Genomic DNA, 25,879 nt, shown 5'->3' with positions numbered 1-25,879 from the left:
CCTGAGGAGAGCCCCGTGTCGAATCCCCTGTCCAAGCTCGTCGCCTTCTTCCGCATCCAGATGAGCGGCGCGCCCGTCGAGCACCTCGAGAACGCTGTCTCGTCCATCGAGGAGCACGTCGCGGCTGAGATCGAGGCCGCGCTGAAGCCGATCCGCGACGACGTCGCAACGATGCGCGCCGAGTTCGAGGCGCTGAAGAGCGGCGCCGTCGCCGCCGTCGCGCCTGCCTCCACCGACCTCACCGACACGCTCGACGCGCTGCACCGCCGCCTCGAGGCTGTCGAGCAGGCTGCGAAGGCGCCCGCTGCGACGACCGGCACCACGCCGCCCCGTGCCGCTGCGCCCGCCGCGCGGCCGGCTGCCTAACCCTTCACCGTCCCGCACCAGGAGCCCACCATGGCCGATTCCCAGACCGTTCCGACCTCCGTCGTCTCGCTGCTGAAGGACATCGTCGGCGGCGTCGTCATGCAGCAGGCCCAGATCGCCGAGCTGCAGGCCGACCGCGCGACGCTGCTCAAGGAGAACGACGCGCTCACCGCGCGCATCGCGGACCTCGAAGCCCACGCCACCGCCGTCACAGGCGATGCCGGCCTGACGACGTAGCTCGGCGACCTGTCGGCAGTGCCGGCGCTCCACGAGCAACTGACGTCGGCTCTGCCGGCGCCAGCAGAGGCCGCGCCTGCCGCTGCGGCCGCCGATCCGGCTGCGATCGCGGCCTGACCTTCCCCAGAATGAAAACCGCCCGGCCTGCGCTAACAGGCCGAGCGGTCGATGAAGTCCCTGCGACGGGTCGAACCGATGAAAAACACAAGATCAGCAGTCGATCAAGTTCAGGATGCCGCAGAGGGCGTGGCCGCCGATGAGTTGCGCGCCTTCATCGAGCGCATCGAGCGGCTCGAAGAAGAAAAAGCTGGTATCGCGGGCGACATAAAAGAGGTGTTCGCCGAGTTGAAGGGCCGCGGCTTCGACGTGAAGGCGGTCCGCACCATCCTGCGCATGCGCAAGAAGGACCATAGCGAGCGGCAGGAAGAGGAAGCGATCCTCGAACTGTACATGCAGGCGCTGGGGATGCTCGGCTCACTGGCCGACACCCCGCTCGGTGCAAGCGCCGTCGAGCGTGAGTTCGGAGGGCAGCGCGCCGTTGGGCGGATCGCCCGTGATCCCAAGGTTCAAGCCGCGATCAAGGGGTTCGGGAAGCCGATGCCTCGCACCGACGAGGAGAAGGCGAGAGGCGACGTCGCTGCCTTCGAGATGAAGGACGGGACGCGCTGCTCCATCCAGGTCGGGCGTGGCGCTTCAGGCATCGCGAGGCGCGTCGAGGAGAACCTCCGTGCTCAACAGACCGATATCGAAGACGCCATCGCGGCGAGCCGGTGAGCGGCATGACCTGGCCCTTCGGCGACCTCCAGCCCTTCGGCTTCGACCTGCTCATGGTCGATCCACCATGGGCCTTCGCGCTCCGCTCGGAGAAGGGCGAGGGCAAAAGCGCTCAGGCGCAATACGCCTGCATGCCCCTCGACGCGATCAAGGCCCTACCGGTCGCGCAGCTCGCCCGCGGCGATGCCTTCCTCTGGCTCTGGGCCACCAACCCGATGTTGCCGCAGGCGCTCGAGGTGATGGCCGCCTGGGGCTTCACGTTCTCGACCTCAGGCACGTGGGTGAAGACGACCACCGGCGGGAAGCTCGCCTTCGGCACCGGCTACGTCCTGCGCTCCGCGTCCGAGCCCTTCCTGATCGGCAAGTTCGGCCGGCCGCGCGCCGGGCGCTCGGTCCGCAGCGTGATCATGGCGCCGGTCCGCGAGCATAGCCGGAAGCCCGATGAGGCCTACGCCGCGGCCGAGGCCCTGGCGCCGGACGCGCTCCGCCGCGCCGACCTGTTCTCGCGCGAGACGCGACCCGGCTGGAAGGCCTGGGGCAACGAGGTCGGCCGGTTCGACGAGGTGGCCGCATGACCTTCGCCGATCACCCCTGCTTTGCCGTCGGAACGCCCGGCGTGTTCACGCGCGGCGAGGCGTGCGCCAGCCTCTCGGCCTCCATCGCCAAGACGCCCGAGGCACGCGACGCCTTCCTTGCGCTCGGCGACCCTCACGATCCGGCCCGCCGCGCCCGCGCGCTGGCGGTGCTCAACGCCCTGCCCCCGAAGCTCCAGGCCAAGATCGCAACCATGGAGGCGCGGACGTGATGGATCTCCAGACCCTCGACCGCTCGCTGTCCGGTGCCATCGCGGCGTGCGGCCACGATCCTGTCGCTGCCGACGACCTGCTGGCGAAGCTGGTGGCATCGGCCGGCCTGCTCATCGCCTACCGCACCGCCGGCGATGCCCCGATGGCGCGCGTCCTTTGCGAGCGGGCTGCCGTCGGCGTGGTCCGTGAGACTTGGGCGCAGGCGGGGATGCTGGCGGACCTGCGGGGGATGCTCTGATGGCGATGTCCCCCGCGATGATAGACGCCATGGTCTCGGCCGGCCTCACCGCCGAGCAGATGGCCACGCTCCTGAAGGCGCAGCTGGCTGCCGAGGCGAACGCTGTCGACGAGAAGGCCAGGCACCGCCGCGAGGCGACGGCCGAACGGGTACGCCGGCACCGTGAAACGCATCGTAACGCCAGTAACGCGCGTAACGCGTTACCCCCTTCCGCCCCCCCTGGTGGTCCCCCTCTTCCCCCTGCACCCCCTACACCCCCCCTTAACCCCCCCGCCATCCCCGGTTCCGACCCTACCGGGTCGGCGGCGGGCGCCGCTGGCGAGCAACGGGACGGGTCCGAGGAATGCGACGGGGCCGGCGACGCTGAGGGACCGAACGCGGTCCGACGCGTCCTGCTCGGTCGCGGCGTCGACCTGGTCTGCGCGAACACGGGACGGTCGAAGCACTCGGCACGCGCCCTGATCGGCCATTGGCTCGGGATCGCCCGGGACGAGGCGACGGTCGTGCTGGCCACGATCGAGGAGGCCGACGGGCGCGAACTGATCGACTTCTCGTCCTGGGTCGGCGCGCAGCTCCGGCAGCGGCGCGACCGCGGACCGGATGACGATCCGCCATCGGGCCGCCGATCGCCACCGCCCCGCGACCGCCCCTCCGGCTTCGCCGGCCGCCTGATCCGTCTCCACGAGCAATCCCTGACCGGGGCCTACGATGTCGAACCGCCTTCCGTCGACGCGAACGAACCTTCCGCAGAGCCTACCCGAGGCGAAGATCGAGGCCTTGCATGGTCGGCTGGAGGCGCATCCCGCCCATCCGACGCGCTACTGCGTGCCGCGGGTGAAGGCGGCCACGACAGCCGAGCGTCACGCGCTCTCCGCATGCGCCGAGCGGCTGGAGGCTGAATTGGCCCCGTGGCGCCGCACCCCGCCCGGGGCTGACCGTCCGACGGCCGACCACCTCGCGGTTGATGCGATCGTGACCCGGATCCTGACCGGCTTCGAGCAGGGGCGCGGGCGCAGCGACGACGAGACCGACGTGCTGGTCGGCGAATACCTCGACGGGCTGAAGGGCTTCCCGCTGGCGGCGATCCACGCGGCGGCCGAGCGGTATCGGAACGACACGACGCTCGAACCCTGGAATCGCCGGTTTCGTCCCTCGCCCGGTGAGTTCGCCGCCGAGGTCCGCAAGGGCCTGATCGCGCTGCGCACGAGGCTGCTGCACGTCCGCCGGGTCCTCGACGCCGAGGTCTACGACCCGCCGACGGAGGCCGATGCCGCGAAGGTGCGCGAGGCGACCGCCGCCTACCTATCGGGCCGCGGTTTCCCGACGGATGGGGGCCGGCCCGCTCCAGCGCCGGAAGAGGTCACCGCCGCGCGCGAGGCCAGCCTTCGCGAGATGGGTGCGGCCGCCGCCCGGTCCTTCGACGCCGGCACGCTCGCTCGCCTGAATGCGCGGCTCGACGTGCGGCGGCCCTGATCCTTCACCGCGCGCCGCGGTCCGGCGCCTGACCCCGAGGAGACCACGATGTCCCAAGCCCACGACCTCACGACCCACACCGCCCGGATCGCGGCGGCCTACGTCTCCGGCAACCACCTGCCGGCTGCCGACCTGCCCGCGGCGCTGCGGACGATCCACGGGGCGCTCGCCGGCCTGGGGCGGCCCGCAGCGGCTCCGGCGCCCGCCAAGCCGACCGAGGCGCAGATCCGCGCCTCCATCCGCCCGGACGCGCTCGTGAGCTTCGAGGACGGCCGGCCCTACAAGACGCTGCGACGGCACCTCACGATAAGGGGGCTGTCGCCGGCGGACTACCGCCGGAAGCACGGGCTGCCGATCGACTATCCGATGACGTCGGCGGACTACTCCGCACGGCGGTCGGCGATCTCACAGGCGATCCAGGCCGGACGTGGCGCGCCGGTCCTGCAGGCTGCCGAATAGCCCCGACCCTTATCGAACCGCCGGGAGAGGCCGGCATGCGTGACGAACACACCGACGCCGGGGCCGCGCGCCCTGGCCTACCCGCCACGCTACAGCCACCGACAGGTCGTCGCGTGGGTTGCGTCCGGCTTGACGGACAAGCCGCTGATGCCGGGGTTCGGCGAGGCGCCGGCTGACCTCCGGATGCGACGCCTCGTCGAGCAGCACGTGACCGACCGGGAACACCGCGAGCAGCTGAAGGCCTGGTGCCGGTCGCACATGGATGAAGGCGCGTTCCGCGAAGCCTGCCGGCTGCGAGGCTGGAACCGCACTACCGCCCAGCGCCACGTCGACCTCGCGCTCGCGCAGATCTTCCTCGTTATGAGCGCGATCGACGATTAAGGGGCCGGTCGATTTGCAGGCTTCTTCGCCCCACTCCAACCGGCGATGCTCAACAACCAGAACGTTCCGCCCCCGACCGCACCGAGGCCCCCCGCTTGTAGAACAAGCATTGCTGCGCTGAACCACCCGTACAATGTTCGCGCGCCTTCAATCTCTGTTGGTATGCCGCCGATGCTTGCGCTGTCTGGGCGTGGGCCGAAAATAACTAAAACCAGCCAGGGTGCTGCCGCCACGAGACCTCCAACTATTATAAAGTTGATAAGCCTTGGCTTAATTATCTGTCTAAGAACCAAATATGTAGGAACGCCCAAAAACAGCGCTGCAGGATATGCTCCGATAAGCGATATAAAGAGAACTTCGTCAAAAATCCTATTTGTTATAGCATGAAATCCCCCCTCCCACCGGAGACATACATGCATTACTGTTGCAGCTAAGGCTGGAGCAACAACGAAACCAATGGCAACTCGCCAGAACGGGGGGTACATTGAGGAAACAGGTATCTTATCCGACATAGCGATCAGGCACCTGTAGGGTGGAGCTCCATCTATCTCCGCTCACGGTATCCAATCCATAGCTATGTGCCGATCAGGTATGGCAAAAAGTGAATACAATCCGACTTGACCGCTGTGCCAATTTGGTCCGACCCCCGAAATACGGGCCCGGCAACGACGCCGCGCCATAGGGGAACGCACCGTGACCGCGTCGGCCAGCCAGTCGTCCAGCACCACCCGCAGCATCCGGATCGCCACCACCACGGCCGAACGCCGGCGCGCGAAGAACGGCCGCCTCGGTCCGCTCACCGCCCGCGACGTGAACATCGAGGTCGGCGAGGCGTCGATCGCCGATCCCTACGCGATGGGATCGTTCCGCACTGGCCAGGTCAACCGCCGCGTCGACGTGCTGGCCACCGAACACGGCGCCGGCCGGATCACGGAATCGCAGTTCCTCGTCGGCCGGATGATCCAGGCGGTGTTCGAGCGCTGGTCCGGCGCGAAGCTCGGATCGGGCGGGTGGAACCCGGGCGGGTCGCGCGATCAGACCATCGCCCACGAGCTGCAGATCATCTTCGCCATCGAGGACGCCGAGAAGGTCAAGAAATTCGTCGGGCACCTCGAGCGCGCGATCGGCGCGGTGGGTGTCCGGTTCCTCCGGGCGATCCTCTCCGAGGGCCAGACCTTTACGACCTACGCGGCGGCCCGCGGTAAGGCCGGGGAGCGCGGCGCGGCCCAGATCGCGGGGCACTTCCGGCTCCTCTTGGAAGGGTTGGTCGAGAGCCAGCACACCGCGACCGGGGCGGGTCGGGCGGTCCCGGATGATCAGTACGCGGCTCGGGCTCGGGAGATCTCGGCGCGATGAACGACTACCGCGAGCGAGCGGCGCTTTACGAGCGCGCAACGGATCCAGCCGTCAGCAAGGACCTTCGCGTCGAGGCCGGGGCGCAACTGTTCCTTGCCGAGTTCGATCGATACTTCGGCAACGCGGCCGGTACCGGCGGCCCAGCGCATCCGAAGTTCTTCGACGAAAGCTATCGGCTCCTGAGGCAGCTGGTGAAACCAGCCGCCAGCCTGGAAATGCTGCGCGGGGCCAAGAAGGCTGCGGACTCTCGCATCGTCCCTTGAAGTCGCTACGGCCCGGGCGCTCACCGGGCGGACCGCAAAGGTGCGGGACCGGGTCTGGGCGCGGGATTGGTTCGATGGGTGAGACAGATTGAGAATTTGTTTAGGCCATTCCGTCATGATCGAACCGAATATAAATTAATAGATATCAGAAATTGGCTTTTCTCCAAATACATCAGAATATGCTCCGTTCAAACCTTGGCCATATTGATCTATAACTGAATTTAGAAATGGCGTTGGTTTTGCTTGGCTAAGAGACTTTACCATTTCATCGCCAAGTTTATCGATAAAAACATTTAACTTGTCACGATCTGCTTGATCCAGATATTTAGCATCTGGATCGTTTTTGAGTGTGTACTTGAAGTTGCTAATAGAAATACTGGAAAGTAGTAGCCCCATTTTTTCGGCCTGATCGGTCTGCCCATGCTGCGTGTATTCTACGCTTTTTCTCAGCCTATCGTTCCGAAAGCCCAAGTATAATCTGGCTACGCTTATGACAAAAAACCTGTCAAAATTGTGTTTTGCTTCAATCAGCTGAGGGTCGTTGACCCCTGTTTTCTCGATCGCCGAAGTTATGTCTCTGCTTAACGAAAATCTTTCTTCCCATGTAGGCGAATCGATGCGCCCAACGTAGGAAAGCCAAGTGTATGCTTGCTTAGAGAATGTGGCGGTCAAAAGCTTTATATTCTCTAGAGCGTTTTCTGCTCTGTTAACTTGTTCTCTTATCCTCGTTTCAACGCCCCATCCTTTAAAAAATTCGATATTTGGCAAGCTCGTTAAAAGGAATAGAACAACCGCGAAGGCTGCGCTTATACTTGCGGACGAATTCCTCTCTTTGAAGGCCAAAATGAGGGTCACGATCGAAGCGGCGAAGGCCAGAATCAGCAGCGCGATGGAAGTGAATTTTTCGACTGACACTCAACTCTCCTGTGATGGTCACCGAGGCGACGCACGTTAGTAGGGAATTGACCCGTCGGGCAAAACCTGAGACATCACCACCGTCGGAAGACATGCGCCCGGGGCTCACAAGCCGCCGGGCGTTTCCATTCGGGACCGGCGGGACGGCCACTCCCTACCCGCTGCCACCGCCGATGCAGGAGCCTCCGGGCGCTCTGACCCCTAACCTGCGAAAAGATCCTGGGGCGGCTTGCCGGGGGCCAGTAGCCCGGCACCTTATCCCGCGAACCCGCTCAACAGCTTAGGCGTTGCCTCGGCAGACGTGAGCGCAGTTCCGTGCCATGATCGGTTCCACGATGAGCGCGATCCAGATCGCCAACGAGATGCGTGCCGCCGCCCGGGACTTCGGGCGCCGCACCCGTTTCGGCGACCAGGCCGAATACCTCGAGGCCAAGGACGATCACTGCCGCCGCATGGACCGGCTGCTCGCCGACCTCGTCCGCGCGATCGGCACGCCGCCGCTGCTCTCGATCCAGCCCGGTACCCGTCGCCTCGGCGCTCGCTCGGTCCAGGTCGTGATCCGGGATCGCACGTCCCAGAAGCGGGTCGCGGCTCGGGGCTGATCGGCGCCGTCAGCAACCGATGCAGATGTCGCGGACCGTGCGAGGTTCGCGCTTCGGGCCTGTTTTCTGATTTGGAAGCCGATCAGCCGGGGCCGGCCTCTCGTTCGTAGGCTCCAATGGCCCTCGTTTGGGCGGCGTTTGCGCAGGTTCGGCGGCCGGAACCGCAGCTCGCGGAACCGTCAAAGCCATCCCCTGAGCGTGGGTCTCGGCGATCGATGCCGCGTCGATCAGCAGGGCAACGAGCAGCACCTTCGACCAGGACATCGGACCTCACCTTGGCGGCCTAACGCGGGGTCGAAAAAAGAGGTCCATCCCATCGTTCAGCCGGTAGGGACGGCTGCACGATAATCGCCCTTCTCGTGCATCCAAACGGGGTTTTTCGGCATGGCCGGAGGCGCAATTATCGTGCGTCCGGCGACGGATGCGGCGACCCTTCCCGATGCGCTCGACGAGGCCGCGGCCCGGTTCGCGGCAGCCTCGAAGTCGGCCGCGACCCGCCGGGCCTACGCCGCCGACTGGCGCGACTTCCTCGGCTGGTGCGCCGAACACGGCGAGGCCACCCTGCCCGCCTCGGGCCGCACGGTCGGGCGCTACCTGACCCACCTCGCCGGCCTCGGCCGTTCGGTCTCGACGATCGACCGCCGGGCCGCCGCCATCGCCGCGGTGCACCGCGCCGCCGGCCACACCGCGCCGACGGCGCTCGAAGAGGTCCGGTCGATCCTGACCGGCATCCGCAACACGCTCGGGCGCCGCCCGGACAAGAAACAGGCCCTCACCGCCGACCTGGTGGCGAAGGTCGTGAAGCGGATCCGCGGGACGGACCTCGCGAGCCACCGCGACCGCGCGCTGATCCTGCTGTGCTTCGGCGCGGCGCTCCGCCGGTCCGAGCTCGTCGCGCTCGACGTCGCCGACCTCGAGCGCCACCGCCGCGGCCTCCTCGTCCGGATCGGCAAGAGCAAGACCGACCAGCAGGGCATGGGCCGCTCGGTGGCGATCCTCGACGGCAAGCTGAAGATCCCCGCGGCCGTCGCCGCCTGGCTCGAGGTCTCGGGCATCGCCGACGGCCCGGTGTTCCGCGGCGCCGACCGCGGACGGCTCTCCGCCGATCGCCTCACCGCTGGGCAGTTCGCCCGCATCCTGAAATCGCGCTGTGCGGCGGCCGGGCTCGACCCGGAGGCCTTCAGCGGCCACTCGCCCCGCCGCGGCTTCGCGACGTCGGCCGGTGACGACGGGGCCGACCTCCGGCTGACGGCCAAGCACATGCGCCACGCGAAGCTCGAGACGACGCTGGGCTACATGGAAGATGGCGAGCTGTTCCGCGAGAACGCCGGCCGGAGCTTCCTGTGAGCCCCGCGACCACCGCCCGCGCCCTCGCCGGGCTCAACGTCCAGCGCGGCCGCCCGACCGCCGCGCAGTGGGTCGACGCCCTCGCGATCCTCGCGAACACGGTCCGCGCGCCCCGGCACACGCTCCACGTCGAGTTCACGCCGGGCGGCTCGGCCCGGATCACCGAGAAGCCGTTCCGATGAAGCGCTACGTCACCCTGCTGCGCGAGCTGCTCGCGCCGGCGCCGGCCGCGCCCGTCGACGACGACGCGCCGATCGTTCACCGCGGCGAGCACGAGCTGTGCGCCGGCTTCGACCACCTCGGCGAGGACCGCGACCCGCCGCGCAAGCTCTCGGCCGACGAGGTCGAGCGCATGTGCGGCCGCCCGCTGCGGGTGATCGGCTGATGCCCCGCCTCTGCGCCCTACTGCTGCTCGCCGGCATGGCGGCCGCAGCGACGTCCGCCCGGCCCCGTCCGGCGCGCTACGTCCACCCGCTCTCGCCGACGAGGCACTGATGCGCAACGTGGTCGGCCTCCGTCACGCCGCCGGCGTCGCGCTGATCCTCGCCGCCGGCTGGGGTTGGGTCTGGGCGTTCACGCCGGCGCACGCCGACACGATCGCCTACCGCATCGAGGTCCGTGCCTGCCGCGGCGCCGAATGCCGGCTCCTGCCGGTCTCCGCGCGGCGCTGGGCCGGTCGCTACGCCTGCCAGGGCCACGCCGAGACCATCGAGCGCTACGCCGACGCCCTGCCGCCGGTGCGCGGCCTGCCGAAGGGCGCCTGGACGATCCGGGCGCGCTGCGCGGCGGTCGATGGGATAGCCGGCGCGTGATGCAGCGCCCGCGCCCGCCGGCGGACCTGCTCGGGCAGGCCGGCGCGGACACCGCCAGTCCGGTCGCCCCCGCGATCGATCTCGAAGCCTGGATGCGCGCGACCTTCATCGACGAGGACGCGCCGCTCCTGAACGAGGATCACGCCCACCTCCGCGACGCCAGCCTCGGCGTCCTGTGGTGCTCGATCCCGAACGAGCGCCAGGGCAACGGCGTCGTCGGCATGTGCGAGGAGGCGACCTTCATCGGCAACCGCTGGGCGAAGGCCCGGTGGGCGATGCAGATCGCGGGCTGGTTCGGGTCGATCCCGGACTTCCTGCTGACCTTCCACGCTGACTACGCCGACCAGTGCTCCGACGCCGCGTTCTGCGCGCTGGTCGAACACGAGCTCTACCACGCGGGCCAGAAGAAGGACCGCTGGGGCGCGCCGCGCTTCAACAGCCAGACCGGCCGGCCAGTCTTCGGCATCCGCGGCCACGACGTCGAGGAGTTCGTCGGCATCGTTGAGCGCTACGGCGTCGGCAACGCGGCGGGCCAGACCGCGGCGCTGGTCGAGGCGGCTCGGCGCACCCCGTTCGTCTGCGAGGCGGACATCGCCGGCGCCTGCGGGACCTGTGGCCGCGCTCTGACCGGACCCTGACATCGCCATGTCCAACCCGACGCTGCCCGATCCGGTGAAAACCTTCATCGTCCAGAGCCTTGCGTGCTGGGACTCGCCCTCGACCGTGGCCAAGGCGGTCAAGGATCAGTTCGGCGAGACCATCAGCCGGCAGGCCGTCCAGTATTACGACCCGACGAAGGTCGCTGGCGCCGATCTCGCGGAGGAATGGCGCACGCTGTTCGACCGCACCCGGGCGACCTTCCTCGAGGACCAGGCCAGCATCGGCGTCGCGCACCGCGTCACGCGCCTGCGCCTCCTGGATCGCCTGATCGAGCGCGCCGAGACGCAGGGCAACGTGGCGCTCGCCGCGCAGCTGCTGGCGCAGGTCGCGAAGGAAGTCGGCGACGTCTTCACGAACCGGCAGCGGATCGATGCCAGCCACACCGTCCGAAGCCACGAAGACGCTCTCGGCGATCTTGAGTGAGCGCGAGCTGGCGATCCGCCGGCGGCTCAAGGACGACTTCGAGCACTACGCGCCGCGCTGCCTGCGCATCCGGACGAAGTCGGGCAAGATCGTCGCCTTCACGCTGAACAAGGCCCAGCGCTACATCCACGCGAAGCTGCAGGAACAGCTTCTGACCACCGGCAGCGTCCGCGCCTTGGTGCTGAAGGGCCGGCAGCAGGGCGCCTCGACCTACATCGGCGGCCGGTTCTTCTGGCGCACGAGCCACAAGCGGGGCGTGCGGACCTTCATCCTGACCCACCAGGAGGATTCGACCGCGGCGCTGTTCGAGATGGTGTCGCGCTACCACGAGCACTGCCCGAAGCTGGTGAAGCCCTCGACGGGCGCGGCCAACGCGAAGGAGCTGCTCTTCGACCGCCTGGACAGCGGCTACAAGGTCGGCACGGCCGGATCGAAGGCGGTCGGCCGCGGCAACACCCTGCAGTTCTTCCACGGCTCCGAGGTCGGCTTCTGGCCGCACGCGCACAGCCACGCGTCGGGCATCCTGCAGGCGATCGCGGACGAGCCGGGCACCGAGGTGATCCTGGAGAGCACCGCGAACGGCGTCGGCAACTACTTCCACCAGCAGTGGCGGAAGGCCGAGCGCGGCGAGAGCGAGTTCCAGGCGATCTTCGTTCCGTGGTTCTGGGACGACGGCTACCGGAAGGTCCCACCGCCCGATTTCACGCTGACCACCGACCCCGACGAGCAGGGGGAGACAGAGGTCGACTACGCCGAGGCGCACGGCCTCGACCACGAGCAGATGTTCTGGCGCCGCCGCAAGATCGCGGACCTCGGCGAGAGCCTGTTCCGGCAGGAATACCCCGCGACGGCGGCCGAGGCCTTCCAGATGGCGAACACCAACGGGCTGATCAGCGCGAAGCTGGTCATGGCCGCCCGCAAGCGCACCGTGGAGGCCTCCGGGCCGCTGGTGTTCGGGTACGACCCGGCGCACCAGGGCGGCGATCGCCACGCGCTGGCCAAGCGCCGCGGGCGCAAGGTGCTCTGGGCCGGCGGCAAGCCCGGCATGTCGATCCCGGAGAGCGCGAACTACCTCGCCGGCCACATCGACCGGGACAGCCCGGTGAAGGCCTTCATCGACGTGACGGGCGGCTACGGCGCCGGCGTCTACGACATCCTCGTCGAGCGCGGCTACGGCACGCCCGGCCGCGGCATCGTGGTCCCGGTGAACTTCGGTGGCGCGCCGATCCAGGAGGACCGGTTCTCGCCCACCACCGGCGAGAAGCTCCCGGGCCCGCTCAACCGCCGCGCCGAGATCTGGATGAACTCCCTCGAATGGCTCGAGGACGTCGCCGGCGTCGACCTGCCCGACGAGGATGAGATCCAGGCCGACGCCTGCTCGACGGGCTACGGCCACAACTCCCGCGGCCAGGTGCAACTCTGGTCGAAGGACAAGATGCGCGGCATGGGCATCCCCTCGCCTGACCTCTGGGACGCCATCGCGCTGACCTTCGCCGAGCCGGTCATCGAAACCGCTCCGCTCAAGCTGAACCTCGGCGCCCGACGCGGCGGCGGATGGATGGGTGCCTGACGACATGACCCGAACCGAAGCCGCCCGCGCCCACGTCCAGCACTGCACGTCGGTCGCGCATATCGACCCGGTGAACGTGCAGATGGATGCGCCGATCATCGTTGGTGGTGACCGGTACCGGCTCACCTACGATCCGCAGTCGGATCTCATTGTGATGATGCCGGAGAAGGCATGGCAGGAACGCCTCGCCAAGGCTCGCGCCGTCATCCGCGAGCATGTCGTCGAGATGCCCGGCAACGCCGAGCGCGTCCGCATCGTCCAGGACGGTCGTGAGTGGGTCGTCGACTACGACGGCCTCACCGATGAATTCGTCTGCCGTCGTGCCACGAAGGTCGCTCGCTGATGGCCGCGAAACAGCCCCGTCGCCCGGCCAAGCCCGCGTCGGCCAAGCCCGACCCGAAGCCGGAGCGCGTCGTCGACAAGGTGATCGACGTCGCCATGAAGCGCTGGCTGCGTGCCGACGCGGCCGACCGCCAGAACCGCGACGACGCCTATGCCGACCTCGAGTTCATCGAGGTGCCGGGCGCGCAGTGGACCACCGAGGCCAAGGCCATGCGCGGCGACCGGCCGTGCCTGGAGTTCGACCGCCTCGCGACCACCATCGCGCAGATCACCGGCGACATCCGGCAGATGCGGCCGGCGATCAAGGGCGTGCCGGTCGACAGTCGCGGCGACCCCGACACCGCCGACGTGATCGCCGGCATGGTCCGCTACATCGAGAACCGGTCCGACGCGCCGGCCGCCTACTTCGCGGCCGCCGACCAGCAGGTCGCCGCCGGCATCGGCCACTGGAAGGTCATCACGGAATACGGCTCGGACACCACGTTCGAGCAAGAGATCCGCATCGCGCCGATCCCTGACGGCATCGGCGTGCGCTAAGACCCCGATGCAGTGCTTCCGACCCGCGAGGATGGCCTGTTCTGCTTCGTGCCGGTCGACATGAGCCGGGACGTGTACGACGAGAAGTATCCCGACACGTCTGCGGCGGAGATCGGCGACACGCACCTCTCCGAGGCCGGCCTGGCCGAGTGGGCGACCCACGATACCGTCCGGATCGCGGAGTACTACACCAAGACGCCGGTCTCGAAGACGCTGGCGCTGATGCCCGATGGCGAGATCCTCGACCTGACCGACAAGGACGATGAGGACCACGCCGAGAAGATGGCGATGGCGCAGGCCGCGAAGGCCCGCATCGAGAAGCGCCCGGGCCACAAGGTCGAGCGCTACCTCATCACCGCTACCGATGTGCTCGAAGGTCCGGACCTGATCCCGGGGCCCTTCATCCCGATCGTGCCGGTGATTGGCATCGAGACCGTCATCGGCAAGCGCCGGGTCCGCCGCGGCATCGTCCGCAAGGCGAAGGACGCTCAGCGCGCCTACAACTACTCGCGCTCGACCCAGACCGAGGTCGTGGCCCTACAGCCCAAGGCGCCATTCATCGGCTCCGAAGTGATGTTCAAGGGCTACGAGGACGTCTGGTCCACCGCCAACACCGCCAACCACCCGTTCCTGCCCTACAACACCGACCCGAAGTCGCCGCTGGCCGCTCCGCAGCGCGTCCCTCCGCCGGTGGCCAGCGCCGGCCTCGCCGAACTGACCCGCGAGGCGGCCGAGGACATCAAGGCGGTGACCGGCGTCTACGACGCCTCGCTCGGTGCCCGCTCGAACGAGACCTCGGGCAAGGCGATCCGCGCGCGCCAGCAGGAAGGCGACGTCGGCTCGTTCGGCTACATCGTGAACTTCAGCCGGGCGATCCGGCACACCGACGCGATCGTCACCTGCATGATCCCGCACATCTACGACACGTCGCGCACGCTCCGGGTCGTGGGTGAGGACGGCAAGGTCGACCTCGTCGACATCAACAAGTCCGAAGGCCTCGCCGACGACAACGTCGCGGAGAAGATCCAGAACGACGTCACGGTCGGCGCGTACGACGTCGCGATGGAGATGGGGCCGAGCTACACGACCCGCCGCGAAGCCGCTCTCGACGGGATGATCTCCCTCGTCCAGGCCGCGCCGCAGGTCGCCCCGCTCGTGCTCGACCTCCTCGCCAAGGCGCAGGATTGGCCGATGGCGGACAAGATCGCCAAGCGCATCCGCACGATGCTGCCGCCGCAGATCCAGGCCGAGGAGGCGCAGGAGAGCGGCGAGCCGCCGCCCGCACCGCCGCCGCCCTCGCCGCAGGAGCAGGCCGCCATGGCCGCGCAGCAGCGCCAGGAGCAGATGGCGGTGGCCCAGCACCAGCTCGAAGGCGCGAAGCTCCAGGTGGAGCACCAGAAGATCGAGGCCGAGATGGCCAAGATCCAGGGCGAGATCCAGAAGGCGGCGCTCGACCACCAGGCGCGCATGGCCGAGGCCGCCCGCCCGCCCGAGGGCATGCCCGCCGCCGGCGCGCCGGCCGAGGATCCGCGCGTCGATGCGATCGCGCAGGGCCTGCAGGACCTCGCGCACGTCGTCTCGATGCTGATGGAGGCCAACACGCCTCCGGAAGGCCCCGCGCCCGACCAGGGCGGCCCGCCCGGGCCCGCCGACATGCCGCCGGGCCAGATGCCCGCCGAACCGACCGGGGCGCCTCAGGGCGCCCTTTCTTTTGACCCGAGCATGCTGGGCCAGCCGGCCGGTGCTCCGATGATGGGTGCCCCGTGATGGAACATGCATTCCGAGCTGTCCCGAACGGGACGATCCGCCTCCAGGCCGCGACCGTCGCGGGCGCGGCGCCGCTGCTCGCTGGCTTCCCGGCCGGTGGCGGGTGTCAGGTCCGGATCTGGAACCGCGGGTCGGTCCCGGTGTCCATCGAGTTCGGCGGCAAGGTCGACATGCCGCTGCCGGTTGCGCCCACGAGCTCGACCGGCGGCGCGCAGAGGATCCCGCCCGGCGCCGTCGAGGTCCAGACGCTCCAGACCAATCAGCGGCACGTCGCTGTCCTCGCCGCCTCCGGTACGCCGGACGTCGAGGTCACGGTCGGTGGCGGTCTCTGATGGTGTTGCGGGTCCAAGGCCTCGGGCCCGCGATCCTCGCGGCGCAGGAAGCGGCAGCAACAGCCGTTGCGGGCTCGTCGGCAATCCTCGACGGCGTCTTTACGGTCGACACGCTGCCGGACCCGGCCGCGAACGTCGACCGCTACGCCCGCGTGACCGACCTGTTCGGCTCGACGCGCGACCTGGTGCTCGCGGCTAAGACAGGCTCGCTCGCCTACTGGAAGCCGGTCCGCCCAATCTTCGCAGCGACCGTACCGGTGGCGGCCGACATGACCCTGACGGCGCTCAAGAGCCCGTCCGTGATGTTCCTGACTGGCGCGGTCGGAACGGGCGTCACGCGCACCCTGACGCTGTCCCAGGCCCTCGCCTACCCCGGCGCCTCGTTCGAGGTCCGCAACGACATGACCGGCCTCGGCGCGCTGAAGCTCGCCGGGCTCAACGTCGGCGGCCTCCTCTCCCTCGCATTCGGCGGCACGCAGCGCTTCTTCTTCGACGCCGCGACCGGTTGGAAGCAGTTCTCCTGAGGCCCGCATGGCAGTCAAATTTCTCGGTGCCGGCGGCGCCTCGGTGACCAATTTCGGGCCGAGCGCCGATGGCAAGACCTTCATGGGAAAGGCCCCAGCCGGCTCGACCGTGTCCATCACGGACGGCTCGCAGGTAGGTTCCCCGAAAGCCGATGCGACCGGGTTGTGGACCTACACCTTCCCGAGTGCGCCGGCGGTCAACGCAACCGTGACGGCATCCGCGCAGGTGTCCGCTGCTTTCACGGTGTCCGCTCCGGCTACGACACTGACCGCCCTCACCGTGTCTTCCGGCACTGCAACAATCGGCACGCCCTACACCGGCACGGTTTCAGGCCAGACCGCGGGCTCGACGCTCTCGCTCTCGGGCACTGGCGCGGCTGGGCTGTCCATCTCGGGCGCGACCATCTCTGGGACGCCGACCGCGGCCGGATCGGTCAACGTGGTGGAGACGCTATCCGGCGCCACGAACTCGCCGCGGACCACGAGCGGGCTAGTGACAGTCACGGCTGCAGCGAGCGTCACGCTCAATGCCCTTACCATCTCGAGCGGCACGGCTACGGTTGGCGTCGCCTACACCGGGACAATCACAGGGAAGACCTCAGGCTCGACCCTTTCGGTCTCTGGAGCAGGCTCAGCGGGCCTCACGATTACCGGTGCGACGCTGTCAGGCACGCCCACAACGGCGGGGTCCGTTGACGTGATCGAGACGCTCGCGGGTGCAACGAACTCGCCAAGAACGACGACCGGCTTGGTCACCGTCACCGCGGCCGCATCGCCCGCCGCGCTGAGAACGGCGCAGATGAATTTCACCCAGGCGAACCCGGCGAACAACGCTGCCTGGAACGATGTCGTCACGAACACGTACAAATCGCCCGCGACAATCGCCCTGAAAGACCCGAGCGGTGTAGCGACGGGCTGGACCGCAACGTGGACGCTGGCGCCGCAGTACGACAACACGCTCGGCAATACAGGCATTGCCGGCATCCCCGACAACATCGCAATAAGCTCGGTCTATGTTCAGACGGACACCGGCCAGAAGTCTATGACTTTGCGGCTTGCTGGGCTGGTCGCCGGCAACGCCTACAAGATCCAGAGCTACAACAGCCGGACCGCGAACGGCTCGGCGGCCCGCCCCCTGAGCATCACCGCCGGCGGCGGAACCGTTCAGGTCGATGCGCTGGGCAACAGTACGATCGTTTCGATCCCCTCCGCTGTCGCCGATACAAACGGCAACTTGGACATCGTCTTCGCCCAGGTCGGCACGGCAGCGTTCGTGCACCTGAACGCGCTTATCCTCAGCGAGACCACATCTTCGGGCGGGTCAACGACGACGCCAGCTTCGGGGTCTGCGCCCTCCAATGCCGTCACCTATGGCGGCGATCCTGTCACTTACAACGGGGACTTAGTCACCTATGGAGCATAGCAATGGCGACTGATTTTATTACTGCTTTAAATAGCTCCGTGTCGCCTAGGACCATGGTTTATACGGGATCATCGAACATAGCAGGGCAGGGTTGCAGCACCTACAGCGGTGACCCTAGCGCCTCGAACGGGTATGCGTCACCTGCAACCTCGTCGATGGGCCTTCTCACGGCTGCGCTCAAGGCTATCGACCCCGACTGGAAAATCTACAATAGGGCTGTGAGCGGAAGTAAGACCGCTGATACCATTGCGAACTTCAAGACTGCTGTTGAGCCGTACAGGCCATCGCATGTTATTCTCGGGACACACCCCTTCAACGAAGCTAGCATTGATCCCCAGGCGTACTTCGAAAACACCGCGAAGCTGTGCCGCATGTGCGACGCTATTGGGGCAATCCCGATTATCCGGGGCGCGTACACCTATGGGGGCTACACTGCGGCGCAGTACCAAGCGATGCTGTCGCTGAACCAACAGTTAGACTTGCTTGGTCGCCACCGCATCGACCACATGTCCACCCTCGACAACGGATCGGGTGGCATCATCGGCGGCTCCACCTATCAGGTCGGAGACAACCTGCACCTGACGGATGCCGGGCAGGAGGTGCATTTCCGCGCCATCGACCTCGGCATCTTCACTCGGGGCGCCGCCTTCACCCGGCCGGATCCTGCATCGTCGGGTGCGTGGGCCGTGCGCAGCGACAGCCCCAACGGCAAGGGGTTGATGATCGACAGCACAACCGGGCTGCTGACCAACCCGCGGTCGTTCACGATGCGGGCTCGGGTCAAGGGTCAGGCGTCGGCTGGCAAACAGGCCGTCGCGTACCTGAGCGCTTACGCCGAGGGAGATGTCGGAAACGCCGCGCCGATTAGGTTCCGCAACGGCACCGGACCTTACGATGTCGCGGACAACGTGGGCCTCGTCGGCACTGCCTCGACCGTGAACCCAACCGCCGACGCCACGGTGCACGACATCGTCTTGTCCGTGAACCACGCGGCCAACACGATCATCGGCTACATCGACGGCACGCAGTTCACGAGCGGCACGCCGGGTACCGTTCTCGCTCCGTGCAAGACGTTCGTGATCGGCGGCCGGGCCGAGAGTGGGAACGCCTTTCAGGCCACCGGCTCCACCTTCGCCGACATCGATATCTGGGCGTCGGCCCTGCGGCCTGAGACCATCGCGGACATGTACCGCACCGGCCGCAAGCCCAGCGCCAGCCGCCTCTTCTCTGGTGTCCTTAACCTGGGCTCCCCGGGCGTCGGCGGCCGTGTACCGAACCTCGTCCACAACGGGGTATTCCCGGCTATCAGCGAAGCCACTTGGCAGGCTGCGGCCGGCTACTGATGCCTCAGTTCGGCGTCTCAAACGCCGAGCCGAAGCATTAAATCCACGCGCGCTGGCCGGCATCACTGCTCGGCTCTAACCTCATCGGTCGGCCCGGTGGGGGAATTCAACCCCGCTAACGCTCAGGCTTAGAGCTAATCCTGAACGATACAGCCTCTCGCCACCCGGGACGTCGTGGTCATCAGTCCTGCTGAGGCACCTCAACCCACGCCGCAGCGCGTTCCAAACCTAGCGAGTTATAGTTCGAGCGCAAGACGACGGGCTAGCAGTCCTTTTTCCAGAGACAGTGCCGTGGCGCAAAATTGTTCTGGTAAGATTTTTGGAACACTAACGCTATTCTCCGGTGAAATATTTGATAAATCAAGCATGCAATCAATATTGTAATTTGAGACTGGATCTGTATCTAAATCCGCAGCGCGTCCGTAAACATGGACGAACAGGCTCCCGATCACAAAGCTGGCGGTAAAAACATTTGCGCTCGCATGATCGGGCGAAGGTGCGCCTTCTTTCAGGTAAATGCCAGCTGCTGACACGTGGAAGCCTGGAGCCTCATGCGTCGTCGAAGCGCTTATCCAAACGCGCCATCGCGGCGGCAATGTACGAGAAGAATAGAACTTTCGGCACACCGAAGTGGGTGTGCTGACGAGACGTGGGTTAGTGTACTCAAGGACCATTGCTGTCATAATAGTCCAAGATATTAGATATTCGACATCACTATAATTAATTGTTGGCTTATCCACACCCTTGATTATTGGGGTTAGTATCGGCTTAACGCGTTTTTGTAGGTCGCCCATCCAATTATTATTGCATGCGCCACATACTATCGTAAGCCTAAGATCGCTGGGAGGTATTTTTTTTGTCAAACAACCGGAACTCGCACTTCCGAATGACCGGAGAGTATGTTGCGATTTTTTGTATCTTTGGCGAACTAGATCTCGCGACCATTTAGGGAACAAATGCTCGCCCGTAAGTTCACCGTTTCCGCAAAAAATACACTGATTAATGCCGATGCGCATAGCGCTTCCAGGATGCTGGATGAGCCATAAAGCGTCTGCTAAATTGTATCATCCATCGGTTGAGTCGCATCTCCGAGGATGACCGGGCCGGGCCGCTTCCACAAGCGCCCGGCCCACCCCTTGACCCGACGGGCGAACCCCGTCATCAGACCAGCGTCGCGAGACGTGCGGGCACGCTGCCCCTTTCCTCGCGCCACCCCATGATCCCCACGGACGCGTCCCGCTCGACACGGGCGCCGACGCATGTCCGCTCCCCTTCACGCAGGCCAGTGCACCCCGCGCAGGCCGCGATGATGCCCCGACCCGTCACGCTTCGCGCGCGGCGGGTTTTTTCATGGACGACAACATGGACGAGGACCTGATCGTGCTGGGCGCGCCAGCGGAAACGCAGGCGGCAGGTGGCGAGACCTCGGACGCGACCGAATCCACCGTCGAAGGCCACGTGGCCGGCGGCGAGGACCAGGTCGTCAAGCCAGGGACAGAGCAGGCCGAACCGGCCGCCGACGCTCCGAAACCCGCCCCGAAGGGCGATGGCGAGGACGACGGCGAAGCGGCAACGCCGAAGAAGCGCTCCGGCATCCAGCGGATGCAGGACAAGATCGCCCGGCTCGAAGCCGCGCTCGCCGAGAACCGCAGTGCGCCGACGGGCGCCAGCGAGGACCGGAAGGCCGCCATCGAGAAGGAGATCGGCGCACCGCCGAAGGAATCGGACTTCGACGACTACGTCGCGTTCGAGGATGCCAAGGCGGAATACCGCATCGCCAAGGCGCTCGCGACGCAGCGTGTCGCCGACCGCGAGGCACAGACCTCCAGCCGGCAGTCGCAGGCGAAGGAGGCCGCCGTCGAGGCGTTCCAGGACCGCATGGACGAGGCCCGGGACGCGATCCCCGACTTCGACAAGGTCATCGGCGCCGCCAAGGACCGCACGGTCTCGTCGCACGTCGGCGAGCTCGTGATCGAAAGCGAGAAGGGTGGGCTGCTCTCCTACTACCTCGCGAAGAACCCGGCCGAGCTCGACAAGCTCAACCGGATGAGCCCGCTGCAGGCCGCCAAGGCCGTCGGCGCGCTCGAGCATCGCCTGACCCTGGCGAAACCCAAGAAAGCCCCCTCAGCCCCCGCCCCCGCGAAGCCCGTCGCCGGTGGAGCTGCGCCCTCGTCTCCGGATGCGGAGATCGATGCGTACCTCGCCAAGACCTACGGCGCTCGCGCTCGCGCCAGTCGATAAGGACCAGCACCCATGGCCAACACCTTCCTCACCCCCAACGTGATCGCCAAGGCGGCGGTCAAGATCCTCGACAACGAGCTCGTGGCCGCCTCCAAGGTGTTCCGCGGCTACGAGGACGAGTTCGCCGCCAAGCAGAACGGCTACAACGTCGGCGCCGCCGTCACCATCAAGCGCCCGCCGCAGTTCCAGGTCCGCGACGGCGCCGTGGCCCAGCCGCAGGACATCACCGAGGGCTCGACCTCCGTCACCGTCGACAAGTTCAAGGGCATCGACCTCAAGATCTCCTCGACGGATCGCACCCTGACGATCGGCGAGCTCTCCGAGCGCGTCATCAAGCCGGCCATGGTCTCGCTCGCGAACCAGGTCGACCAGGATGTGATGGGCCTCTACGCGAGCGTCCCGAACTGGGTCGGCACCCCCGGCAACGTCCTGTCGAGCTACGCCGGCTTCCTGCGCGGCACGACCCGCATGAACAACGGTTCGGTCCCGAAGGATTCGCGCTTCTGCATGCTCTCGCCCGACGACGAGTCCGGCCTGGCGGGTGCGCAGAGCACCTTCTACTCGGACAAGCTCGTCGAGGAGGCCTACCGCGACGGCGCCGTCGGCCGCATCGCGCAGGTCGACACCTACATGAGCCAGAACGTGCCGGTGCACATGACCGGTACCCGCACCAACGGCACGGTCAACGGCGCCGGGCAGAACGTCACCTACACGCAGACCCTCGCGAACGGCGTGGCGGTGAAGGACTTCGGCGGCCAGCTGCTCAACCTGTCCGGCCTCGGCGCCGCCGGCACGCTCGCCAAGGGTGACGTGTTCACCATCGCCGGCGTCTTCGCGGTCAACCACGTGACCAAGCAGGTGCTGCCGTACCTGCGCCAGTTCACCGTGATGACCGCGGCGATCGCCGACGCCTCCGGCAACGCGACCGTCGCCATCTCCCCGGCGATCATCGCGCCCGGCGCCTTCCCGGCCTCGGCCTTCGCGACCGTCTCGGCCGCCCCGGCCGCCGGCGCCGTCGTGACCTGGATGGGTGCGGCCGCCACGCCCTACACCCAGAACATCATGGCCCATAAGAGCGCCTTTGCGCTCACCTGTGTGCCGCTGGTGAAGCCCGAGGGCGCGGTGTCCTGCGAGCGCGAGTCCTACAAGAACCTCAGCGTCCGCCTGATCCCGTACTACGACGGCACCAACGACGTCTCGAACTGGCGCCTGGACATCCTCTACGGCGTGAAGGCGGTCGATCCGCGCCTCGCCGTCCGCATGAACGGCTGATCCAGCCGCTCCACCACCGCTAAGACGAAAGGGCGCCCTCGTGGCGCCCTTCGTCGTTCTGGGGCCCGTCGGCTGCGATCCTGGCGCTGATGCCGTTTTCGATCAGCCTCCGAGCCTGCTGCTCAAGGTAGGCGTGCATCTCTTCCGCCACCTTGTGGAGATCCTCGTGGCTCATCGTGGCCAGCGGTCTCCCCTTCCACGTCAGCATCGTTTTGTCCGCCATCGGAGCCTCCATGCTCGACGATACCACCATCCCGACCTGGGGCTACAAGCCCGACGGCGAGGCCCGGATCTTCGATCTGGCGGCCGGCGCGGACCTGCCCGAGGGCTGGAACGCCTCCCCGTCCTGCATCACCGACCCGGCGCTCGCCTCCGCGGATGCACTCACGGCCGCCGCCGCGGGCCGCGCCTACCAGCCGCCCCGCGCCGATCCGACCCCGCCGCCGGCCTCGGCCGGTGCTGCGATGGTCGAGATCGACCGCCTCAAGGGCGTGATCGAGGCGGGCATGGCCGAGAACCAGCGCCTATTCGAGGAGCTCGACGCCGCCGAGGCCGCGCGCGATGCCGCGATCGCCGACGCCGCGACGGCGGCCGCCGCCCGTGATCGACTGACGTCCGACTTGGACACCGCCACCGCCGACCTCGCGTCGCTCCGCGCGGCCCTGGACGCTGCCATCACGGACAAGACCGACCTCGTCGCCAAGGTCGATGCCATCTCCGCCGAGCTCGCCACCGCCCGCACCGACCTCGACGCGCTGACCGCGCCGAAGTCCGCCGGCAAGGCCAAGTAGCATGCGCACCCGCGAGCAGCTGATCGTCCGGGTTCTGAAGGACCTCGGCGTTCTCGCCGCGGGCGAGGCGCCGAGCGACGAGGACCGGGCCGAGATCGACGACCTAGTCGAGCCGATCTGCGCCAAGCTCCTCGATGACGGCGTCGCCAAGCTCAACGGCGACGAGGTCGACGACGCGGCCTACCTGCCGCTCGCCGCCATCATCGCCGAGACCGCCCTGGTGCCGTTCGGGATCAGCGGCACGAAGGCCGCCGAACTCCGCGGGCTCGCCGAGCAGGCCCGCATGGACCTGAAGCTCGCCTACCGGGTCTACGACGCACGGCCGCCGATGCGGGTCGAACCGTTCTGGGGGCGGCGCAACCACAGCTGCCGCTGATGCCCGCGATCTCCTGGCCGACCTCGTCCCGCCCGGGCCTCTCGAATGCCGAAGGCGCCGGCCGGCTCATCAACGCCTTCGTCGAGAAGCTCGGCGACGGCGCCCGCGCCCCGATCTCCGTCCGTCGCACCCCCGGCCTGTCGCGGTTCGTCGACACGGCGCTTCACGGGCCGCGCGGTGCGCGCCTCGTCGGCTCCACCGTGCTCGCGGCCTACCGCGACACGCTGGTGCGCGTCAGCGAGGACGGGAGCGTGGCGAACCTCGGCGCGCTGCCGGGCTCCAAGCGGGTGACGATCGCGCGTAACAACCGGACGCCCTCGCCGGACGCCGTCGCGGTCACGGAGTACGGCGCCTATAGCCTGTTCCCGAACATGGCGCCTGCGCCGCTCTCGATTCCCGGCAACCTGCCGGCGCCGAACTCGGTGTGCGAGCTGTTCGGGTTCCTGTTCTTCACCGCCGGAAACGGCGAGTGCTACGCGACGGGCGTCAACCAGAAGACGTTCTCGACGCTCGACTACACCTACGAGCAGGCCCGGCCCGGCGGCCTGCTGCGCGGCATCCCGTTCCGCGACGAGCTCTTCCTGTTCGGGCCGTCCGGCATCGGCGTCTACGGCGGCTCGGCGCAGGCCAACGGCTTCCCCCTCTCCCGTGTCACCGGCATTCCGCGCGGCCTGATCGGGCCGTGGGCGGTCGCCGGGCACGAAGAGGGCTGGTCGAACGAGATGATCTGGGTCGGCGACGATTCCGTCGTCTACAAGCTCTCGGGCTACGCTCCGGTCCGCCTCTCGACCCATGACGTCGAGCGGGATCTAGCTGCGGCGGCCGCGGTCGATCCGACGGAGATCGAGGCGTCGGTCCACATCGTCGCCGGCCACGCCTTCTGGGTCGTGTCGATGCCGGGCCGAACCTGGGTCTACGACCTGATCACGGCGCAGTGGCACGAGCGGGCGAGCCACCAGGCCGGACGCTGGCGCGGGTCGCAGTCGGTGAAGGCCTTCGGGCGCTGGCTGATCGGCGATACCTCCGGCACCGGCCTGCTCGAGGTCCGCGAGGACGTGTTCGTCGAGGACGGCGCGCCGCTGCGGTTCCGCGTCGAGAGCCTGCCGGCGCAGGGCTTCCCGCAGCGCCTCGCGATCCCCCGCGTCGACTTCGATTTCGTGCTCGGTACCGGGCGGCTCTCGGCCGACCCGACGATCTCCGATCCGCAAATGCTCATGTCCTACTCGGACGACGGCGGGAACCGCTGGTCGAGCCCGCGGTCGCGTCCGCTCGGCCGCCAGGGCGCGACCCGGACCCGCATCAACTTCCTGCGCAACGGCATGACCGGCGTCCAGGGCCGCACGTGGCGGATCGACGTCTCCGATCCGGTCTACTGCGCCCTGCTCGGCGGGGCCATGGCCGTGGAGGCTCGCACCGAATGATCCCCGCCCCGACCCAGCCGAGCGCGCAGGCGCCCGCCGTTGATCCGAAGACCGGCACCCCGACGGCTGAGGCCTTTCGCTTCCTCGTCGCCCTCCTCGCCTACGCGAAGGCGCTTGAGGCCCGCATCGCTATCTTGGAGGCCCGCCCGTGAGCAGCATTTTCTCCGGCAAGGCTGGCCGACAGGCCGCCATGTTCCAGGCCGGCCAGCTTCAGAAGGGCCAGGACGAGGGCAACGCGGCGCTCGACACCGGCTACGACCGCGCATCGGCCGCCTACGGGCAGGCCGGCACGACGCTCGGAAACCTCGCGGACAGCTACAGCGCGGGCTCGACGCTCTACCAGGACGCCCTCGGCGTGAACGGCGCCGACGGATCGGCCGCGGCCAAGGCCGCCTACACGACCGCCCCGGGCTACACCTTCAACATGGACCAGGGCCTGCAAGCCCTCGACCGCACCCGCGCGGTGAATGGCACGCTCGCGTCGGGCAACGCCGACACCGATGCGATGAAGTTCGCCTCGGGGCTGGCGAGCCAGGACTACAACAACTGGCTCACGAACCTGTCCGGGCTCGACACGAAGCGCTTCACCGCGACGACGGGGCAGGCCGGCACTTTCGGCGCGCTTGGTCAGGCCGCGCTCGGCGTCGGGCAGGCGAAGGCTGGCCTCGCCCAGCAGACCGCCGCCGGCATCGGGCAGGCGGGCGCGAACGGACTGATGGCGGGGCAGCAGGCCAGCGCCAATACGTTCGGCGCTCTGATCGGCGGCCTGTCGGGCCTCGGCAGCCTCGCTGGCGGCATCGGCAAGGCCTACACGGCCTTCGCGTAAGG

The 25,879-nt window shown here is 67.6% G+C and carries 33 protein-coding genes and 2 pseudogenes; 32 read left to right on the top strand and 3 right to left on the bottom strand.

The window, feature by feature from the left end; all coding sequences use genetic code 11:
* Nucleotides 1–15 precede the first annotated feature (15 nt).
* The 11 genes and pseudogenes from MKK70_RS21370 to MKK70_RS21320 all read left to right on the top strand — a co-directional run bounded on the left by MKK70_RS21370 (nucleotide 16) and on the right by MKK70_RS21320 (nucleotide 6,353).
* Nucleotides 16–366: a hypothetical protein gene (locus tag MKK70_RS21370; protein ID WP_243949758.1), complete on the top strand. Its 351-nt coding sequence runs from the start codon at nucleotides 16–18 to the stop codon at nucleotides 364–366.
* A 30-nt stretch (nucleotides 367–396) separates the two neighbouring features.
* Nucleotides 397–603: a hypothetical protein gene (locus tag MKK70_RS21365; protein ID WP_243949757.1), complete on the top strand. Its 207-nt coding sequence runs from the start codon at nucleotides 397–399 to the stop codon at nucleotides 601–603.
* A gap of 195 nt (nucleotides 604–798) precedes the next feature.
* Nucleotides 799–1,074, top strand: a pseudogene (locus tag MKK70_RS21360) (DUF2312 domain-containing protein); the annotation flags it as partial.
* Nucleotides 1,075–1,382: 308 nt separating this feature from the next.
* Nucleotides 1,383–1,952, top strand: coding sequence for an MT-A70 family methyltransferase (locus MKK70_RS21355; RefSeq protein WP_243949755.1), 570 nt, complete (start codon nucleotides 1,383–1,385; stop codon nucleotides 1,950–1,952).
* Nucleotides 1,949–2,182, top strand: a complete 234-nt coding sequence (locus MKK70_RS21350; RefSeq protein WP_243949754.1) for a hypothetical protein — start codon at nucleotides 1,949–1,951, stop codon at nucleotides 2,180–2,182. The genes MKK70_RS21355 and MKK70_RS21350 overlap by 4 nt, the downstream gene beginning before the upstream one ends.
* Nucleotides 2,182–2,421 carry a hypothetical protein gene (locus MKK70_RS21345; RefSeq protein WP_243949752.1) on the top strand — a complete coding sequence of 80 codons (240 nt, stop codon included), beginning with the start codon at nucleotides 2,182–2,184 and terminating at the stop codon, nucleotides 2,419–2,421. Before MKK70_RS21350 ends, MKK70_RS21345 begins: the two co-directional genes overlap by 1 nt.
* Nucleotides 2,422–3,129: 708 nt before the next feature.
* Entirely contained in the window at nucleotides 3,130–3,894 is a 765-nt protein-coding gene (locus MKK70_RS21340; RefSeq protein ID WP_243949750.1) for a hypothetical protein, read from the top strand.
* A 48-nt stretch (nucleotides 3,895–3,942) separates the two neighbouring features.
* Nucleotides 3,943–4,353 (top strand): MucR family transcriptional regulator, encoded by a 411-nt coding sequence (locus MKK70_RS21335; RefSeq protein WP_243949748.1) that lies wholly within the window; start codon nucleotides 3,943–3,945, stop codon nucleotides 4,351–4,353.
* 39 nt (nucleotides 4,354–4,392) lie between these two features.
* Nucleotides 4,393–4,734 (top strand): hypothetical protein, encoded by a 342-nt coding sequence (locus MKK70_RS21330; protein WP_243949747.1) that lies wholly within the window; start codon nucleotides 4,393–4,395, stop codon nucleotides 4,732–4,734.
* Between the two features lie 693 nt (nucleotides 4,735–5,427).
* Nucleotides 5,428–6,090 carry a hypothetical protein gene (locus MKK70_RS21325; protein WP_243949746.1) on the top strand — a complete coding sequence of 221 codons (663 nt, stop codon included), beginning with the start codon at nucleotides 5,428–5,430 and terminating at the stop codon, nucleotides 6,088–6,090.
* Complete coding sequence (locus MKK70_RS21320) at nucleotides 6,087–6,353, top strand: hypothetical protein (RefSeq protein WP_243949745.1); 267 nt, start codon at nucleotides 6,087–6,089, stop codon at nucleotides 6,351–6,353. The genes MKK70_RS21325 and MKK70_RS21320 overlap by 4 nt, the downstream gene beginning before the upstream one ends.
* Nucleotides 6,354–6,488: 135 nt before the next feature.
* On the opposite strand, the gene MKK70_RS21315 is transcribed toward MKK70_RS21320, so the two are convergent.
* The gene (locus MKK70_RS21315) at nucleotides 6,489–7,268 is read right to left on the bottom strand and encodes a hypothetical protein (RefSeq protein ID WP_243949744.1); all 780 of its coding nucleotides are present in this window, start codon (nucleotides 7,266–7,268) and stop codon (nucleotides 6,489–6,491) included.
* A gap of 335 nt (nucleotides 7,269–7,603) precedes the next feature.
* Here MKK70_RS21315 and MKK70_RS21310 point away from each other — a divergent pair, with 335 nt between their 5' ends.
* The 14 genes and pseudogenes from MKK70_RS21310 to MKK70_RS21245 all read left to right on the top strand — a co-directional run bounded on the left by MKK70_RS21310 (nucleotide 7,604) and on the right by MKK70_RS21245 (nucleotide 18,950).
* Nucleotides 7,604–7,870 (top strand): hypothetical protein, encoded by a 267-nt coding sequence (locus MKK70_RS21310; protein WP_243949743.1) that lies wholly within the window; start codon nucleotides 7,604–7,606, stop codon nucleotides 7,868–7,870.
* A gap of 405 nt (nucleotides 7,871–8,275) precedes the next feature.
* Nucleotides 8,276–9,217 (top strand): site-specific integrase, encoded by a 942-nt coding sequence (locus MKK70_RS21305; RefSeq protein ID WP_243949742.1) that lies wholly within the window; start codon nucleotides 8,276–8,278, stop codon nucleotides 9,215–9,217.
* A complete protein-coding gene (locus MKK70_RS21300; protein ID WP_243949740.1) occupies nucleotides 9,214–9,399 on the top strand; it encodes a hypothetical protein in 186 nt (61 codons plus the stop codon). The genes MKK70_RS21305 and MKK70_RS21300 overlap by 4 nt, the downstream gene beginning before the upstream one ends.
* The gene (locus tag MKK70_RS21295; protein WP_243949739.1) at nucleotides 9,396–9,602 is read left to right on the top strand and encodes a hypothetical protein; all 207 of its coding nucleotides are present in this window, start codon (nucleotides 9,396–9,398) and stop codon (nucleotides 9,600–9,602) included. Before MKK70_RS21300 ends, MKK70_RS21295 begins: the two co-directional genes overlap by 4 nt.
* A gap of 109 nt (nucleotides 9,603–9,711) precedes the next feature.
* Nucleotides 9,712–10,029, top strand: coding sequence for a hypothetical protein (locus MKK70_RS21290; RefSeq protein ID WP_243949737.1), 318 nt, complete (start codon nucleotides 9,712–9,714; stop codon nucleotides 10,027–10,029).
* Nucleotides 10,029–10,667 (top strand): putative metallopeptidase, encoded by a 639-nt coding sequence (locus tag MKK70_RS21285; RefSeq protein WP_243949735.1) that lies wholly within the window; start codon nucleotides 10,029–10,031, stop codon nucleotides 10,665–10,667. The genes MKK70_RS21290 and MKK70_RS21285 overlap by 1 nt, the downstream gene beginning before the upstream one ends.
* A 7-nt stretch (nucleotides 10,668–10,674) precedes the next feature.
* Nucleotides 10,675–11,112, top strand: coding sequence for a DUF2280 domain-containing protein (locus MKK70_RS21280; protein WP_243949732.1), 438 nt, complete (start codon nucleotides 10,675–10,677; stop codon nucleotides 11,110–11,112).
* On the top strand, nucleotides 11,060–12,682 hold the full coding sequence (locus MKK70_RS21275; protein WP_243949731.1) for a hypothetical protein: 1,623 nt from the start codon (nucleotides 11,060–11,062) through the stop codon (nucleotides 12,680–12,682). Before MKK70_RS21280 ends, MKK70_RS21275 begins: the two co-directional genes overlap by 53 nt.
* Complete coding sequence (locus MKK70_RS21270; protein ID WP_243949730.1) at nucleotides 12,675–13,025, top strand: hypothetical protein; 351 nt, start codon at nucleotides 12,675–12,677, stop codon at nucleotides 13,023–13,025. The genes MKK70_RS21275 and MKK70_RS21270 overlap by 8 nt, the downstream gene beginning before the upstream one ends.
* Nucleotides 13,025–15,328, top strand: a pseudogene (locus MKK70_RS21265) (portal protein). The gene MKK70_RS21270 and the pseudogene MKK70_RS21265 overlap by 1 nt, the downstream one beginning before the upstream one ends.
* On the top strand, nucleotides 15,328–15,660 hold the full coding sequence (locus MKK70_RS21260; protein WP_243949729.1) for a hypothetical protein: 333 nt from the start codon (nucleotides 15,328–15,330) through the stop codon (nucleotides 15,658–15,660). Before MKK70_RS21265 ends, MKK70_RS21260 begins: the two are co-directional and overlap by 1 nt.
* Nucleotides 15,660–16,184 (top strand): hypothetical protein, encoded by a 525-nt coding sequence (locus MKK70_RS21255; protein WP_243949728.1) that lies wholly within the window; start codon nucleotides 15,660–15,662, stop codon nucleotides 16,182–16,184. Before MKK70_RS21260 ends, MKK70_RS21255 begins: the two co-directional genes overlap by 1 nt.
* 7 nt (nucleotides 16,185–16,191) lie before the next feature.
* Nucleotides 16,192–17,607: a beta strand repeat-containing protein gene (locus tag MKK70_RS21250; RefSeq protein WP_243949727.1), complete on the top strand. Its 1,416-nt coding sequence runs from the start codon at nucleotides 16,192–16,194 to the stop codon at nucleotides 17,605–17,607.
* 155 nt (nucleotides 17,608–17,762) lie between these two features.
* Nucleotides 17,763–18,950: an SGNH/GDSL hydrolase family protein gene (locus MKK70_RS21245; protein WP_243949726.1), complete on the top strand. Its 1,188-nt coding sequence runs from the start codon at nucleotides 17,763–17,765 to the stop codon at nucleotides 18,948–18,950.
* A gap of 236 nt (nucleotides 18,951–19,186) precedes the next feature.
* On the opposite strand, the gene MKK70_RS21240 is transcribed toward MKK70_RS21245, so the two are convergent.
* Nucleotides 19,187–19,483, bottom strand: coding sequence for a hypothetical protein (locus MKK70_RS21240; protein WP_243949725.1), 297 nt, complete (start codon nucleotides 19,481–19,483; stop codon nucleotides 19,187–19,189).
* Nucleotides 19,484–20,300: 817 nt separating this feature from the next.
* Here MKK70_RS21240 and MKK70_RS21235 point away from each other — a divergent pair.
* Together MKK70_RS21235 and MKK70_RS21230 are read left to right on the top strand one after the other, a co-directional pair.
* Entirely contained in the window at nucleotides 20,301–21,191 is an 891-nt protein-coding gene (locus MKK70_RS21235; protein ID WP_243949723.1) for a hypothetical protein, read from the top strand.
* 12 nt (nucleotides 21,192–21,203) lie between these two features.
* Complete coding sequence (locus MKK70_RS21230; protein ID WP_243949721.1) at nucleotides 21,204–22,463, top strand: P22 phage major capsid protein family protein; 1,260 nt, start codon at nucleotides 21,204–21,206, stop codon at nucleotides 22,461–22,463.
* Nucleotides 22,464–22,482: 19 nt separating this feature from the next.
* On the opposite strand, the gene MKK70_RS21225 is transcribed toward MKK70_RS21230, so the two are convergent.
* Entirely contained in the window at nucleotides 22,483–22,686 is a 204-nt protein-coding gene (locus MKK70_RS21225) for a hypothetical protein (protein WP_243949719.1), read from the bottom strand.
* A gap of 10 nt (nucleotides 22,687–22,696) precedes the next feature.
* On the opposite strand from MKK70_RS21225, the gene MKK70_RS21220 reads away from it, so the two are divergent.
* Genes MKK70_RS21220 through MKK70_RS21200 form a run of 5 tightly spaced genes read left to right on the top strand, consistent with a single transcriptional unit; the run spans nucleotide 22,697 to nucleotide 25,877 of the window.
* Complete coding sequence (locus MKK70_RS21220; protein WP_243949717.1) at nucleotides 22,697–23,254, top strand: hypothetical protein; 558 nt, start codon at nucleotides 22,697–22,699, stop codon at nucleotides 23,252–23,254.
* 1 nt (nucleotide 23,255) lies between these two features.
* Nucleotides 23,256–23,630, top strand: coding sequence for a hypothetical protein (locus MKK70_RS21215; RefSeq protein ID WP_243949716.1), 375 nt, complete (start codon nucleotides 23,256–23,258; stop codon nucleotides 23,628–23,630).
* Nucleotides 23,630–25,051 carry a hypothetical protein gene (locus MKK70_RS21210; protein ID WP_243949714.1) on the top strand — a complete coding sequence of 474 codons (1,422 nt, stop codon included), beginning with the start codon at nucleotides 23,630–23,632 and terminating at the stop codon, nucleotides 25,049–25,051. Before MKK70_RS21215 ends, MKK70_RS21210 begins: the two co-directional genes overlap by 1 nt.
* Nucleotides 25,048–25,203 (top strand): hypothetical protein, encoded by a 156-nt coding sequence (locus MKK70_RS21205; protein ID WP_243949712.1) that lies wholly within the window; start codon nucleotides 25,048–25,050, stop codon nucleotides 25,201–25,203. Before MKK70_RS21210 ends, MKK70_RS21205 begins: the two co-directional genes overlap by 4 nt.
* Nucleotides 25,200–25,877, top strand: coding sequence for a hypothetical protein (locus MKK70_RS21200; protein ID WP_243949710.1), 678 nt, complete (start codon nucleotides 25,200–25,202; stop codon nucleotides 25,875–25,877). Before MKK70_RS21205 ends, MKK70_RS21200 begins: the two co-directional genes overlap by 4 nt.
* Nucleotides 25,878–25,879: the final 2 nt, after the last annotated feature.

It is taken from the genome of Methylobacterium sp. E-041 (assembly GCF_022829665.1).
Classification (GTDB): Bacteria; Pseudomonadota; Alphaproteobacteria; order Rhizobiales; family Beijerinckiaceae; genus Methylobacterium.
Note: the sequence above shows the minus strand (reverse complement) of the source record. Positions and strands in the feature narration are given on the sequence as shown.

What these genes read in the sequence shown, in the direction of transcription:
- MKK70_RS21235 (WP_243949723.1), top strand. Translation starts at nt 20,301, where the DNA reads ATGGACGACAACATGGACGAGGACCTGATCGTGCTGGGCGCGCCAGCG.
- MKK70_RS21340 (WP_243949750.1), top strand. Translation starts at nt 3,130, where the DNA reads ATGTCGAACCGCCTTCCGTCGACGCGAACGAACCTTCCGCAGAGCCTA.
- MKK70_RS21295 (WP_243949739.1), top strand. Translation starts at nt 9,396, where the DNA reads ATGAAGCGCTACGTCACCCTGCTGCGCGAGCTGCTCGCGCCGGCGCCG.
- MKK70_RS21280 (WP_243949732.1), top strand. Translation starts at nt 10,675, where the DNA reads ATGTCCAACCCGACGCTGCCCGATCCGGTGAAAACCTTCATCGTCCAG.
- MKK70_RS21335 (WP_243949748.1), top strand. Translation starts at nt 3,943, where the DNA reads ATGTCCCAAGCCCACGACCTCACGACCCACACCGCCCGGATCGCGGCG.
- MKK70_RS21205 (WP_243949712.1), top strand. Translation starts at nt 25,048, where the DNA reads ATGATCCCCGCCCCGACCCAGCCGAGCGCGCAGGCGCCCGCCGTTGAT.
- MKK70_RS21285 (WP_243949735.1), top strand. Translation starts at nt 10,029, where the DNA reads ATGCAGCGCCCGCGCCCGCCGGCGGACCTGCTCGGGCAGGCCGGCGCG.
- MKK70_RS21245 (WP_243949726.1), top strand. Translation starts at nt 17,763, where the DNA reads ATGGGCCTTCTCACGGCTGCGCTCAAGGCTATCGACCCCGACTGGAAA.
- MKK70_RS21230 (WP_243949721.1), top strand. Translation starts at nt 21,204, where the DNA reads ATGGCCAACACCTTCCTCACCCCCAACGTGATCGCCAAGGCGGCGGTC.
- MKK70_RS21320 (WP_243949745.1), top strand. Translation starts at nt 6,087, where the DNA reads ATGAACGACTACCGCGAGCGAGCGGCGCTTTACGAGCGCGCAACGGAT.
- MKK70_RS21215 (WP_243949716.1), top strand. Translation starts at nt 23,256, where the DNA reads ATGCGCACCCGCGAGCAGCTGATCGTCCGGGTTCTGAAGGACCTCGGC.
- MKK70_RS21355 (WP_243949755.1), top strand. Translation starts at nt 1,383, where the DNA reads ATGACCTGGCCCTTCGGCGACCTCCAGCCCTTCGGCTTCGACCTGCTC.
- MKK70_RS21250 (WP_243949727.1), top strand. Translation starts at nt 16,192, where the DNA reads ATGGCAGTCAAATTTCTCGGTGCCGGCGGCGCCTCGGTGACCAATTTC.
- MKK70_RS21350 (WP_243949754.1), top strand. Translation starts at nt 1,949, where the DNA reads ATGACCTTCGCCGATCACCCCTGCTTTGCCGTCGGAACGCCCGGCGTG.
- MKK70_RS21225 (WP_243949719.1), bottom strand. Translation starts at nt 22,686, where the DNA reads ATGGCGGACAAAACGATGCTGACGTGGAAGGGGAGACCGCTGGCCACG.
- MKK70_RS21275 (WP_243949731.1), top strand. Translation starts at nt 11,060, where the DNA reads ATGCCAGCCACACCGTCCGAAGCCACGAAGACGCTCTCGGCGATCTTG.
- MKK70_RS21365 (WP_243949757.1), top strand. Translation starts at nt 397, where the DNA reads ATGGCCGATTCCCAGACCGTTCCGACCTCCGTCGTCTCGCTGCTGAAG.
- MKK70_RS21310 (WP_243949743.1), top strand. Translation starts at nt 7,604, where the DNA reads ATGAGCGCGATCCAGATCGCCAACGAGATGCGTGCCGCCGCCCGGGAC.
- MKK70_RS21345 (WP_243949752.1), top strand. Translation starts at nt 2,182, where the DNA reads ATGGATCTCCAGACCCTCGACCGCTCGCTGTCCGGTGCCATCGCGGCG.
- MKK70_RS21220 (WP_243949717.1), top strand. Translation starts at nt 22,697, where the DNA reads ATGCTCGACGATACCACCATCCCGACCTGGGGCTACAAGCCCGACGGC.
- MKK70_RS21290 (WP_243949737.1), top strand. Translation starts at nt 9,712, where the DNA reads ATGCGCAACGTGGTCGGCCTCCGTCACGCCGCCGGCGTCGCGCTGATC.
- MKK70_RS21260 (WP_243949729.1), top strand. Translation starts at nt 15,328, where the DNA reads ATGGAACATGCATTCCGAGCTGTCCCGAACGGGACGATCCGCCTCCAG.
- MKK70_RS21210 (WP_243949714.1), top strand. Translation starts at nt 23,630, where the DNA reads ATGCCCGCGATCTCCTGGCCGACCTCGTCCCGCCCGGGCCTCTCGAAT.
- MKK70_RS21255 (WP_243949728.1), top strand. Translation starts at nt 15,660, where the DNA reads ATGGTGTTGCGGGTCCAAGGCCTCGGGCCCGCGATCCTCGCGGCGCAG.